General features: G+C 56.7%; 12 protein-coding genes. 3 read left to right on the forward strand and 9 right to left on the reverse strand.

The genetic code is table 11. From position 1 onward, the window contains the following. Positions 1–178 precede the first annotated feature (178 nt). Positions 179–1,261, reverse strand: a complete 1,083-nt coding sequence (locus KGB06_RS26625; RefSeq protein WP_223521135.1) for a 2OG-Fe(II) oxygenase — start codon at positions 1,259–1,261, stop codon at positions 179–181. 747 nt (positions 1,262–2,008) lie between these two features. Between KGB06_RS26625 and KGB06_RS26630 the strand changes: the two genes are divergently transcribed. Next, positions 2,009–2,227 (forward strand): hypothetical protein, encoded by a 219-nt coding sequence (locus tag KGB06_RS26630; protein ID WP_223521137.1) that lies wholly within the window; start codon positions 2,009–2,011, stop codon positions 2,225–2,227. Positions 2,228–2,347: 120 nt separating this feature from the next. Here KGB06_RS26630 and KGB06_RS26635 read toward each other — a convergent pair whose 3' ends face one another. The 6 genes from KGB06_RS26635 to KGB06_RS26660 all read right to left on the reverse strand — a co-directional run bounded on the left by KGB06_RS26635 (position 2,348) and on the right by KGB06_RS26660 (position 7,985). Next, on the reverse strand, positions 2,348–3,133 hold the full coding sequence (locus KGB06_RS26635) for a transporter substrate-binding domain-containing protein (protein WP_223521139.1): 786 nt from the start codon (positions 3,131–3,133) through the stop codon (positions 2,348–2,350). Between the two features lie 107 nt (positions 3,134–3,240). Next, complete coding sequence (gene copD / locus KGB06_RS26640; protein ID WP_223521141.1) at positions 3,241–4,179, reverse strand: copper homeostasis membrane protein CopD; 939 nt, start codon at positions 4,177–4,179, stop codon at positions 3,241–3,243. Between the two features lie 3 nt (positions 4,180–4,182). After that, on the reverse strand, positions 4,183–4,554 hold the full coding sequence (gene copC, locus KGB06_RS26645) for a copper homeostasis periplasmic binding protein CopC (protein WP_223521143.1): 372 nt from the start codon (positions 4,552–4,554) through the stop codon (positions 4,183–4,185). 38 nt (positions 4,555–4,592) lie between these two features. After that, entirely contained in the window at positions 4,593–5,456 is an 864-nt protein-coding gene (locus KGB06_RS26650; RefSeq protein ID WP_223521144.1) for a copper resistance protein B, read from the reverse strand. A gap of 11 nt (positions 5,457–5,467) precedes the next feature. Beyond that, positions 5,468–7,174 (reverse strand): copper resistance system multicopper oxidase, encoded by a 1,707-nt coding sequence (locus tag KGB06_RS26655; RefSeq protein WP_223521146.1) that lies wholly within the window; start codon positions 7,172–7,174, stop codon positions 5,468–5,470. Positions 7,175–7,280: 106 nt separating this feature from the next. Then, entirely contained in the window at positions 7,281–7,985 is a 705-nt protein-coding gene (locus tag KGB06_RS26660; protein ID WP_223521148.1) for a murein L,D-transpeptidase catalytic domain family protein, read from the reverse strand. An 81-nt stretch (positions 7,986–8,066) separates the two neighbouring features. On the opposite strand from KGB06_RS26660, the gene KGB06_RS26665 reads away from it, so the two are divergent. After that, positions 8,067–9,797: a murein L,D-transpeptidase gene (locus tag KGB06_RS26665; protein WP_223521150.1), complete on the forward strand. Its 1,731-nt coding sequence runs from the start codon at positions 8,067–8,069 to the stop codon at positions 9,795–9,797. Here KGB06_RS26665 and KGB06_RS26670 read toward each other — a convergent pair whose 3' ends face one another. Together KGB06_RS26670 and KGB06_RS26675 are read right to left on the reverse strand one after the other, a co-directional pair. Next, a complete protein-coding gene (locus KGB06_RS26670; RefSeq protein ID WP_223521152.1) occupies positions 9,798–10,772 on the reverse strand; it encodes an alpha/beta hydrolase in 975 nt (324 codons plus the stop codon). Positions 10,773–10,823: 51 nt separating this feature from the next. Further along, complete coding sequence (locus tag KGB06_RS26675; RefSeq protein ID WP_223521154.1) at positions 10,824–11,297, reverse strand: hypothetical protein; 474 nt, start codon at positions 11,295–11,297, stop codon at positions 10,824–10,826. A 250-nt stretch (positions 11,298–11,547) separates the two neighbouring features. Here KGB06_RS26675 and KGB06_RS26680 point away from each other — a divergent pair, with 250 nt between their 5' ends. After that, on the forward strand, positions 11,548–12,954 hold the full coding sequence (locus KGB06_RS26680) for a DUF1254 domain-containing protein (protein ID WP_223521156.1): 1,407 nt from the start codon (positions 11,548–11,550) through the stop codon (positions 12,952–12,954). Positions 12,955–13,053 lie beyond the last annotated feature (99 nt).

A 13,053-nucleotide genomic window follows, 5' to 3' on the forward strand; every position in this document is an offset into this window, starting at 1 on the left:
CATTGGGGGTCTGGAATCGGTGGGGCGAAAGACGGGAGTTTATCAGGATTGGGCTTATGGGGCGCGGGCGAGTCTTGCTGCGGTTGATCAGGGCGTATGAGCAAAGGGTTGGGGGGATTTAGCAAGGCAAGCTATGAGTCAATAAATCCGTCCCCTTTATTTTGTGTTTGAGTACGAGTCAGCTTCCAAAAAATGGGAGATTCTGTTTTCGAATGGCGCGAGCAGCATCATCGTATAAAAACGGGAGAAACATATAACGGCGACCTTGGGTTACAGGAGTGGCTTCGTGCAAAAGTGAACACGAAAACACCACGACCCCTCCTGTTGGCGCGCTGTAAAGCATTTTTCCATACTCTGGAAAATGCAGAGAACCGCCTTCGTACTCTCCCGTGTTAAGAAACAAGGAAACGGCAAAACGGCGATGCGCTGTACCCTTCGTGGTGTTATCCCTATGGGGCCGGAAATGCCCGCCTTCCTCGCTGTTGTAGCAGGCCACCAGATAGCGCTCCATTCGAGTGGCATTGAACTGGAACGCTTTATGTAGCTCTGGAAGCAGACGGTTGGCTATACGCAACGAACATGCTTTGGATAGAGCCTCATCTTCAATAGTGCAGTCACGACGTTGCTTGTGGCCATGGTCGGTGATGTGGACGGTTTTACCCGACTGCTCCACCATAAACCCGGATTCCTCTCCACCACGTTCGTCGTAGTAACTTATTAGTGCTTTACACAGCTTGGGCTCAAATATACGGGGAATCACCAAGACTGGTGCGTGTGGAGTGGCGGCATGTGGCGGCATCAGTGCGGGTAATCTATCCAGAAAACGCATTAACGAGGGTACATGGTTATCAACTCGCGTCTCTATCGGGACGATGGCCAGGACACGTAACGCAGGATCCAGCACATAGGTCATTTGCCTGATGCTGCCGTCTATCTGCAATGTACCGTAGAGCTTACTAACTGACCGATCGAAGTCCCAGATGAAGCGCACGCCAGGTATCGCACTTTCTACCCGCTTCAGCTTTTCATCATCCGGATCTACGGAAACACCAAAGAAGCAGACTTGATCGTCATTGAACCGCTGACGATGGGCCCGAACACCTTCCAGAACTTTAATTGATGCGGGATCAGCCGCAGAACCGAAAAAAGAAAGCACTACATACCGACCGGCAATAGTGTCGAAACAAAAGTGCTCTCTTTGTTGAGTGCGGCAATGGAACCATGGAGCAGGTTGACCGACTGAAAACGCTGTGGCGCGCATCACATCTCCTTGCCGACAGGCAGTGGATCGCTATCAGGAATAAAGCCAGGAGACTCAAGCTGAGCATTGCTTCTTCCCCAAAAGTGCCGCGTACGAATGGGCTTACGGTACCGCCCACTGCGATGCCGAAGCAGGAAGAACTCCAAGCACTTGAAGCTTGTAGGTAAAGCTAGTTCAGTCTTGTAGAAGCTGCCCAGAGCGCTGATGGCGACCTCTCATTCATGACTAGGGAGCAGATCAGAGTGTGGCATCGCGAATCCTCCGTGAAGAATTCAGCGTAGCAGTCGAATGTTGAGAGGGTGACTTCCTGCCCTCTTTCCTAAGCAATGGTCGACTCCCCCAAGACTACAAACAAATAACAGGTAGTGTCCGTGACAGGCATGTGTTTCAGCCTGCTTAAGAATTGCTACACGGTGAAGAAAAAAAGCAGGGGAGGCTAGGCGGGCCGGGGCTGCGGTGGATTGCTACATCCAATTCATCTTCGCGCGGGTGCTGGCGATTCCGTTGCGTGATGGCTGTGATTTGATGGATGTAGTGGGGCGGCGATTGCAGGTGCAGGTTTAGGCGTCGCGGCTCTAAACAGAAAAGGGCGTTCCTGAGGGAACACCCGTTTTTCCATCCGGAAACCGCCCTGGCTGAACCAATGCTGTCGCCCAGCAAAGTTTCACAATGCCCACCGAGATTACCGCCTAGGATTACGACTCAAGCTCGTATCACCGCACTTCCATCCCACAGGGAACTGAAAAAATGATCTCGAATCTCGTCAAAGTCGTACTAATCGGTGGTGCGTTGCTGTTGAGCGCCTGTTCGGGTGTGAACACCCATAGCGATTACTCAGAAGCCACCCTGCCGTCTGCCGGCTTTGGCCCGGGGCCGACCAACAACCCCGACAAGATGAAATTCCATGGCAGTGCGCTCGGCAACAGCTTCGGCGAGTACAGTTCGGGTTTGTTGCACGACGATTAACGACGGCGGAACTGTTTCCGCCGTTTTGGGTTTTGCCTGATGTGCCGTGTGCTTTGGGTTGGCGACTGCTACGCAGTCGGACGCAGGCTTCGCCAGTTGCTACGGGGGATAATCTAGCGGCTATTTAGTCCCGGGCGTTGCTATCCACTGGCTTAGGACTTTTTGGTAATTACCTGTCACCTTGGCCAAGTGCAACCACTGATCGACATACAACTTCCAGGTCATGTCGTCGCGCGGCAGCAGGTAAGCCTTTTCCCCATACTGCATAAACTGACTCGGGTTAACTGCGCACAATCCGGGTTTGAGTTTCTGCTGGTACAGCGCTTCCGACGCATCGGTAATCATCACGTCAGCCTTCTTGTCCAGCAGTTCCTGAAAGATGGTCACGTTGTCGTGAAGGCTCAGTTGCGCTTTGGGCAGGAAGGCGTGAACAAACACTTCGTTAGTGCCGCCGGCCGGTTCAACCAGGCGCACTGAGGGCTGGTTAATTTGCTCGACGGTTTGGTACAGCGCCTGCTCTTCGCAGCGCACCAGCGGGATTTTGCCATCGACGTCTAGCATGGTGCTGAAGAAGGCTTTTTTCTGGCGCTCCAAGGTGACCGAGATCCCACCCATGCCGATGTCACATTTGCCCGCCAGCATGTCGGGCAACAGGGTTTTCCAAGTGGTCTGCACCCATTCAACCTTGACGCCCAGGCTGTCCGCCAGTGACTGGGCCATGGCGATGTCGATGCCTGAATATTCGCCGTTCTCGGCTTTGTAGGTGTAGGGTTTGTAGTCGCCTGTGGTGCACACGCGAAGTTGGCCTTGCTGGATGACGCTGTCCAGATGCGATGGTTCTGCCTGTACGCCAAACGATAGAACGAGCAAACCGCCGAGCATCATTGTGCTTTTTATATTCTTCATTGTTCTCGGACTTTTTTTGATGGAATCTCATCGGTTCAGCGATAACGCACGACCGTCCCCGAACGGATAATAAACACTAAATACTGTCCTGGGGTTTGAGTACCGTCTCAACCGCTGACCCCGTTGGCCATTTCCGGACTCAACGTCCCCAGCCATGCCACCAACCCGACAATCAACACCGCTGCCGCCAGTTCCACCAGCACGCTGCGCCGCAACGCATTGGCTGCGACCTGATACTGCCCGTCTCGCAGCGACCGTTCCAAAAATGGCCCGAGGTGAAATCTGTTCAACGCCGCGAGCACCAGCATTGCGGCGAACAGTGCGACTTTGATAAACAGCAAAATCCCGTAGGTGCTGAGTAAAACGTCATCCAGTTTCGGGCCAACGATAAACAGATAGTTCACAACACCCGTCACCGTAATGACCACGACGATCAACGCACCTGCGGTTTCAAACCGCGTCACCGCACGGGCCAGCAACCTGATGCGCACTTCGGTTTGCAGCGCATTGATCTTCGCCATCAACGCAAACGCCACCAGTGCACCCAGCCAGGCACCCGCCGCCAACAAATGCAGAATGTCGCTGGTGAAATGCCAGATGCGCCGACTGCCTTCATCCATCGCGCCATGTCCGCTCCAGGCCAGGGAGGCGAGGGTAATGCCGCCGGCGATCGAGGCGACCAGCAAACTTACACCGGGCGCGCGAGGGTTGAGCATCATGGCTAAACCGCAGACCACCAGCGCAACGATACGCACGATCCAGGCCAATCCGACATCCGTCTCAAGCACCATCATCTCGATGTGCGGGCGCAGTTCAGTGAGGTCCGACTCTCCGCTCATGGCGCTCGCCATCGTCACCATGCTGACGACGGACAGCAACACACCCAGCATCGCAGTCCCCGTCAACATCGACCGAAACGACAACACCGCCCCTGACAACCGCTCCCGTCCTTGAAGGCTGTAAAGCCCAAACAGCGCCAGCCCGAACAGCAGCATCAAATCCAGATACAACGCAAACCGCAGCGCAATGCTGACCGAGTCGCTCATCCATCACTTCACTTTAAACGTGACATTGCCGGTGATCGGGTGGGTGTCCGAGGACACCGCGCGCCATTCCACTTTGTAGGTGCCAGTGGGCAGTGGCGACAGTGGAGTGATGACCATGGTTTTCGGGTCGCTGCCGCCGGTGACTTTGGCTTTCATCGGCATCGGCGAGTGGGCCAATCCGGGCATTTCGGTCATCACCAGTTTTGCGCCGGAGAACTGGGTCATGAGGTTTTCCGAGAAGTGCAGTTCGATCGTGTTGGGCGACGCGCCATCCGCGCCTTCAGTTGGGGCGGAGAAGAGCAGTTTCGGGTGTGCTTGAGCGAGTGTGCTCATCAGCAATCCGATGGCGAAAGCGGTTATTTTGATGGTGCGCATGCAAGGCCTCGTTAAATTGTTGTTTTGGGTAAAAGGGTTTAAAACCACAGCCGAACCCCGAGGACGAGGCGCGTTTCACTGCGATCCTCGCCTTCGTTGGTGGCGTAGTCGGCGGTTTTGCCGTAGGTGCGATACCAGGTCACGCCAACGTACGGCGCGAATTCGCGGCGGATTTCATAGCGCAGGCGCAGACCGGCTTCGGTGTTGGACAGACCCGAGCCGATGCCCCGTTGCGGGTCGTTTTTACCGTAGACATTCAGCTCGGCGGTCGGCTGCAGGATGAGCCGGTTGGTCAGCAGAATGTCGTAGTCGCCTTCCAGTCTGGCGGCGGTTTGGCCAGCTTCGCCGATGAACGCAGTGGCCTCGGCTTCGAAGTTGTACAGCGCCATGCCTTGCACGCCGAAGGCTGCCCAGGTTTGCGGGGCGCCGGGTTTGAAGTCCTGGCGTACGCCGCTGACCACGTCCCACCAAGGGGAAATCGCGTGGCCCCACAGCGCCTGGACTTCGGCGTCCTCGGTCTTGCCGTTGCTGCGCTCGCCTTCGGAGCGCAGCCACAGGCGATCGATGTCGCCACCGACCCAGCCGGAGAGATCCCAGACGAGCGTGCTGCCGTCGTCGGCGTCCTGCCATTCGAGTTTGTCGGCGAGGAAGTAATAGTTGAGCGCGGAGTCATGCACCTTGTGCCCGCCGGGGCTGGCGAACACGGCGGCGCGATCGGCATCGGTCAGCACCGGGATCGGTGTGCGGCTTTCGGTCGGCGCGGCGGGCTGCATCTGGAAGTCGCCCATGCTTTGCATCTGGCTATGGTCCATGCCCTGCATGTCGTGGGTAGCGGCCATGGCCGAAGAGAGCGTCAGGCCCACCGTCATGAGCGCCAGGGAAATCGGGGTAAGTCTGGTCATGGGATAGCGCCTCATTCTTCCACGCGAACTTCACGGAACATGCCCATTTCCATGTGGTACAGGAGATGGCAGTGATAGGCCCAGCGGCCGAGCGCATCGGCGGTTACCCGGTAACTGCGCCGGGAGCCGGGTGGCATGTCTATCGTGTGTTTGCGCACCATGAACTGGCCGTTTTCGTCTTCGAGGTCGCTCCACATGCCGTGCAGGTGAATGGGGTGGGTCATCATCGTGTCGTTGACCAGCACCACGCGTACTCGCTCTCCGTACTTGAGGCGCAGCGGTTCGGCGTCGGAGAATTTCACGCCGTTGAACGACCAGGCGAATTTCTCCATGTGGCCGGTAAGGTGCAGTTCGATGGTGCGACCAGGCTCTCGGCCATCGGGGTCTTCGAAGGTGCTGCGCAGGTCGGAATAGGTGAGGACCCTGCGTCCGTTGTTGCGCAGGCCCAACCCCGGATCGTCGAGTTTTGGCGAGGTGGTCATGGCCTGCATGTCCACCAGCGGATTGTCTTTTTCCGTGTCCGGATGAGCTTGCATGCCCGGCATGGCCATGCTGCTGTGATCCATGCCTGCCATATCGCCCATGCTGCCGTGGTCCATCCCACCCATGCCCATGTCATCCATGGTCACCCGCGGGCGAGGGTCCAGCGCAGGGATCGGCGCGGATAAACCCGCCTTCGCGCTCAGCGTACCGCGTGCATACCCGGTGCGATCCATCGATTGGGCGAAGAGGGTGTAGGCCTCTTGCGTCGGCTCGACGATCACATCGAACGTCTCCGCCACCGCGATCCGAAACTCGTCGACGCTCACCGGTTTGACGTGCAATCCATCTGCCGCCACCACGGTCATTTTCAGGCCGGGAATGCGCACGTCGAAATACGTCATGGCAGAGCCGTTGATGAAGCGCAGGCGCAGCTTCTCGCCGGGCCGGAACACACCGGTCCAGTTCATGTCCGGCGCCTGGCCGTTGATCAAAAAGGTGTAAGTGGCGCCACTGACGTCGGCGAGATCGGTTGGGTTCATCCTCATCTCGGCCCACATCTTTCGATCCGCGACCGTTGGGCCCCAACCTTTTTCGCCGACGTCGTGGATGAAATCACCCACGGTGGGTTTGTTGTAGTTGTAGTAGTCGGACTGTTTTTTCAGCGTCTTCATCAGGCTGACGGCGTCTTCGTCGGTCCAGTCGGTCAGCATCACCACGTAGTCGCGGTCGTACTGGAACGGCTCAGGCTCTTTGGCGTCGATCACCAGCGGGCCGTAAACGCCGGACTGTTCCTGAAGGCCTGAATGGCTGTGGTACCAGTAAGTACCGTTTTGCCGAACCTTGAATTGGTAGAGGTACATTCCCCCGGGTTCGATGCCGTGGAAGCTCAAGCCTGGTACGCCGTCCATGTTGGCCGGCAGCAAAATGCCGTGCCAGTGGATGGAGGTGTCGTCCTTGAGTTTGTTCCTCACCCGCAACGTGACGGTGTCGCCTTCACGCCAGCGCAGCAGCGGGCCGGGAATGCCGCCGTTGATGGTCATGGCGGAGCGTGGGTTGCCGGTGAAGTTGACCGGGGTTTCGCCGATCAACAGGTCGAAATCGGTGCCTGCCAGGACTTGAAGTTCGCCGGGGCTGGTGACTGCCCAGACCGGTGCGCGCCATAAGCCGAGGCCGCCGAGCAACCCGCCGGCGGCCAGGCCCTTCACGAAAGTGCGTCTTGAAGTGTTGGAATGCATGCCGTTGTTCCCGGTCCGTCAACGTGGAGTTGACGGCGAGACTAACGAAGGCTGCCTTTCAGAAGACTGAGGTGGGGATTACAGTTTTGACAGGTTCACGCGGTATTTACTTGCGGATGGTTGATTTGGCCGCCGACGCGACGGTTTCACTGCCGCAATTGATATAAGAAGAACTCTTCAACCAACGCTGATCCGGATAGTAAGAAAACAACAGCTGCCCATCTTTCATCGAATCAATCAGCCGATGCGCAATCGCCGGCCTGACTGCCGGGCAACCGAGGCTTCGGCCAATCCGGCCATTCACGCGGGCTAGCATCGGGCTGACATACGGTGCGCCGTGAATCACGATCGCCCGGTCAAACGCGTTGTCGTTGAACCCCGGTTCCAGGCCTTCCATGCGCAGCGAGTAGCCGTTTTGCCCGACATAACTTGACTGCGTGCGGTACAAGCCGAGACTGGTGGCGAAGCTTTCGTTTTTATTGGAGAAGTTAACGGCCATGTTCTCGCCGGTATTGCGCCCGTGGGCCACCAGTTCATGGAACAGTAACTTGCGTTTCTTTAGATCGAACACCCACAACCGTTGTTGAGTCGAAGGCAGGGAATAGTCGATGACTGCAAGCCTTTGAACAGGGGCTGCGCCTTGAGCAATGCTGCATTTTGAAGCGCGGACCGCCAGGTCAATGACCTTGGCGTCGGCAGTGGGGGCTGCTTTGACGAGGGCGGCGGCAAGCGAATCGGCGTAAGCTGATGGTACGGACATTGCAGTCAGTATCAGGGCCGCGATTGGAAGGCCAAAACGTAGTAACGCCATATAGATGTCTCATCATGTTAAGTTCGAGTCTAGCAGTGCGTGGGAAGCTAGCTGGTGAATGCGGGAGATTAAGGATTATCTATGGTGCAATTAACAAGGTTATTCGTCATAAGCCGCATACTTTTTATGGGCTTTCTGATCAGCGGTGCAGCGGTTGCCGAAACTTCGTCGATTGAGCCGGCAACTGCGCCGAGCGCCGTTATGGACGCTGCACCGGACGACAACGTCGCTCAAACGATTCAGGCAACACTTGCGCCGATGAAAACCGCGTTTCCGCCATTGCTCACTTCAAAGCGCTATCGGCGGGTGGATGTCAGCCGTCTGGTCATGGATTTTTATACCCATCGTGCCTATCGCGCGGCGTGGTCGAATGACAGCGACGTCGCGCAGTTGATCAAAAGCTTGAACGACACGCAGGCCGACGGTTTGAACCCGGCGGATTTCCATATTGAAGAAATTGTCCGGACACAGCCTTCAGTACTCGCCTTGACCGCCACGACTGAGCAGCGGGCAGCCTTTGATATCGCAACCACCCACACCTTTATTACTGCGCTGCAGCAGTTGCGGCGCGGCAAGGTCGACCCGTCGCGGCTCGACAATCACTGGAATTTTGACTCGAACGGCGTCGCCCCCCGTGACGACTTCAACGCCTTCTTCGCGGCACTCGACAATCACGACGTGGCGAGTGCTTTTGCACAGGCACCGCCGCAAGAAGCGGTGTACAAGAGTCTGCGTCAGGCATTGGCGCAACTGCGCGGTGTTCGGGACAGAGGCGGCTGGCCGAAAGTCGCTGTAGACCATTCGCTCAAGCCCGGCATGGACGAACCCGCTGTCGCACAGCTGCGTGCGAGGATGGTCGCGGCAGGCTTTCTTGATCCACGATTGGGCCGCGGCACGAAATACGACGGTGCCGTCACCGCTGCGGTGAAGAAGTATCAGACCGAGCAATACCTTGGCGCGGATGGTGTGGCGGGGGCAACTACGCTGGAGGCGCTGAATGTGCCTGTTGAGGCGCGCATCGACCAGGTGCGGGTGAACATGGAGCGGGCGCGCTGGCTGCTTTATAAACTGCAGGGCACTTTTGTTATCGTCGATATCGCCGGCTACAAGGTGGCGATGTACCGCGATGGCCAACCGATCTGGCGATCTCGGGTGCAGGTGGGTAAAGCAGCTCGCAATACACCGATTTTTCAGGCGCAGATCACCTACATCACGTTTAACCCGACCTGGACTGTACCGCCGACGATCCTCAAGGAAGACGTGCTGCCAAAAGTTCAGGCGAATCCAGGCTATTTGGCCAACAACCGGATACGCGTACTTGATCGAGAAGGCAATGTGCTCGAACCGTCATCCGTTGACTGGAGCAATCCGCGCGGGCTCACCCTGCGCCAGGATGCCGGCCCTGACAGCTCGCTGGGCCAGGTGGTGATCCGCTTCCCCAACGACTATGCGATTTACCTCCACGACACACCGCACCGCGAGTTATTTGCCAAAACTGTGCGCGCGACCAGTTCGGGCTGCATCCGCGTAGAGAACCCGCTGCAATTGGTGGAACTGTTGTTCAACGACCCGGTTAAATGGAACAGCGCCGGCATTCAAAAACAATTGGCCAATGGCAAGACACAGAACATCTCGCTTCCGGTGAAAGTGCCGGTGTTGTTGGCGTACTGGACGGTGGATCTGGAGAGTGGCGGGCGAGTGGCGTTCAAGCCAGATGTGTATGGCTACGATGCGCCGGTGTTGCGGGCGTTGAACCGGCCTTCGCCATTGCCGGTGCTGGATTTGCATGCGGCTTTGGGGGCGGGCAGGTAGTCAGGTCTTCAAGATAAAGTCATTTTTACTGACCCAGATCCGGGTCGGAATGGAGTTACGGTCAACTTGCCCTTGCAGGGTATAGGCGAGATCGTCGTACCAGACCGGATCCTCCAGGTACCAGGAGTGGGAAATCATGCCGTCGATGATCTTGAATTTTCTTTTGGGGACAGCCTTGTAACGCGGTCCGCAATCAACATCGACGGCCTTTTCGTGCGCTGGCGTATCAATCGGCATGCCAACGCGTCCGACGCGCGAGCTGATGTCTATGTTTTTGACATTTGAAACGGCCAGCGCTTCATCGTAACCACTGAAGTAGTTGGTCAGTCGGCCGCAGTGGTTGAAGATCGGAATCATGTCCGAGTTGTTGAGCTCAAAGCACTCGGAGGAGATATCTGCCGCAAACAACACCAGTTGACCGATGCGCCAGTCATTGGCCAGGTCCGCATTGCGAGTTTTATCGACCGCGCGTACCGCCTCACGCACCACGAAGGCGCCCATGGAGTGCGCCATGATATGGATGTTTATGGGGCAGTCTTTTAGCGTGTAGTTGGCAAACGGGATGATGCCGCCAGTTACTAACGACGTGGCGGCTTCCTGCGCTTCGGAGCGGTCATACAGATACAATTCAGCGCTGCCTGCACTTGGCCAGTCGAAGCCGATCACCATGCAGTTGTATTTGCGTTTTTTCAGTTCGCTCTCGACCAGTCGCTGGCGCTTGAGTGCTTCTTTTGAATCGGTGTTGTAGCCATGAACGAAAAAAACAATATCCAGTTCTTTTCCGGGTTTGGTGCCTGGAGGGTTCGCTTGTAGGACGATCAGGTCCAACCACTGTTTGACGGTACTTACCTGATCTGAAGGGGTGGGTTCGGTGGCGGCACTGGACACTTTCAAATATGAAACGGCGCCGGTGCGATTACCAAACCTGTTCTGCCCAGAAACCTTGGCGCGTGTGCCCAAAACAAAACTGTCCATGCATGTTGTCCTGTGCTGTCGGTCGAACACAGTCGAGGGTCGAATAGAAGGTTAGTCCCAAAGCTCCAAACCTTCCTGCACGACCGAAAGCAGATTGTTCTCCGTCAGCGCAACCGCATCCAGTTGTTGTCCTGGCTGTTCAATGACCTGTAACCACCAATGTGTTTCGCCATGCTCACCGACGGTACGCAGCAATGCGAGCTCTTTGCCTTTGGAATGAATCTCTACGCGGCCCTCGCCATCTTCGGTGAAACGCGCGACGGGGTCGAAAGTCAGGGTATGGTCATTACCTTCGATCACCAGTTGGTCGATGGCATAGTTGAACGTTTCCCCCTCTGGATCGCTCTCGAAAACGTGTGTGGGGTTGTGCCGCAATACCAGGCCGACCTCCGTCAGCGGCAGCAGCCAGTGCTCGATCTGGCGATACAGTTCGTAAACCTGGTTCGGCCAGCTATCGATCGCCTGATCGGCGTGGGTAGCCCCAGTGTGTTTCAACTTCATGGCGAGCTCGTCTGCCTTACTCATGTCGATTCCTTATCATGATGTAAGAGTAATCGTAGCTCCTTCAGCGTTATCGGGTTTTGCCTTGGGTCATATCCACAGGTCAATTCATTCCGATGTCCAGGCGCATTAACGACCATTCAGTGCTATTTCAGGCCGGCAACACCCCGACAACCGGTCGTCCGCCTGTCAGTTCTTGCTGAATCGATCGTCTAGAGTTCCGTTAGAGCTGCCGACCCCGGCAGCGCTCCCCATTGCAAGGACGATCGCCTAAATGTGGATTACTCAAGCATTGACAGCCGTTGCTCTAACGCTTGCGGCCGCGGCCGTTTTTCCCCTGGCCAGCCAGGCTCAACCGAAAGTCACGCCCGAAGAAGCGCATGCCATCGGCGTTGAAGCCTACCTGTATTTTTATCCGCTGTTGACCATGGACATCACCCGCAAGCAGTTCACCAATATCGAACCCGGCAAGGAGTTCGGTAAAGGCCCGATGAACATGTTTGTGAGTGTGCCGGAGTACCCACCCGTGAGTTTCAGAGGTGTGGTGCGGCCGAACTTCGATACGCTGTATTCCATCGCCTGGCTCGACTTGACCAAAGAGCCATTGGTGATTTCCGCGCCGGACACGGCAGGGCGCTTTTATCTGTTGCCGATGCTCGACATGTGGAGCGACGTTTTCGCGTCGCCCGGTTGGCGCACGACTGGCACCCAGGCCAGTCAGTTTCTGGTGACACCGCCGGGCTGGACCGGAACGGTGCCGGTGGGATTGAGTCATTTACCGGCACCGACGACTTTTGTCTGGATCATCGGTCGGACCAAAACTGACGGGGAAGCCGACTATGCGGCGGTGCACAAGATTCAGGCGGGCTACACCGTGACGCCATTGTCGCTGCTGGGTAAAAAAGCTGAACCGGTCACCGTGAAAATCGACCCGACGGTGGACATGAAAACGCCGCCGAAGATTCAGGTTGATACGATGTCGGCGGCCAATTATTTTGCCTACGCCGCCGAGTTGCTCAAAATGAATCCGCCTCATCTCACCGACCAGCCGATTCTGGCGCAGATGCAACGCATCGGTATCGAGGTGGGAAAATCGTTCAACATCGAGGCACTGGATCCGGCCGTTAAAGCCGCGCTGCAAACCGCGCCTGAAGAAGCGCAAACGCTGATGAAGTGGAAGGTTGCCTCGCTCGCTCCTGTGGTCAACGGCTGGTCGATGAACACCGACACCATGGGCGTCTATGGCAACTACTACCTTAAGCGCGCGATCGTGGCGCAGGTCGGTTTGGGAGCGAACTTGCCCGAGGATGCCATTTATCCGCTGAACATGGGCGATGACCAAGGCAAGCCACTCGATGGGGCCAACAAGTACGTGCTGCATTTCGATAAGGGTGAAGCGCCACCGGTGAACGCTTTCTGGTCGATCACGTTGTACGATCCGGAAGGGTTCCAGGTGGGCAATACACTCAACCGTTTTGCGGTCAGTAGCTGGATGCCGTTCAAGACCAATGCCGACGGTTCGCTGGATATTTATTTCCAGAATGAAAGCCCCGGCAAAGACCTTGAGGCCAATTGGCTTCCTGCCCCCAAAGGTGCGTTCAACTTGACCATGCGCTTGTACGGCCCGAAATCCGAGGCGTTGACCGGTAAGTGGAGCCCGCCCCCGGTCAAACGACTGTGACGATCGGGTAGCGAAAACAGGCCATGAACTGCTTCATGGCCTGTTTTTATTCATTCCGCTGCTGGTTCCAATCCCGGCACCCCCGGCACCCCCGGCACC

Origin of the sequence: Pseudomonas sp. GL-B-19, assembly GCF_019956415.1 — a bacterium.
Classification (GTDB): Bacteria; Pseudomonadota; Gammaproteobacteria; order Pseudomonadales; family Pseudomonadaceae; genus Aquipseudomonas.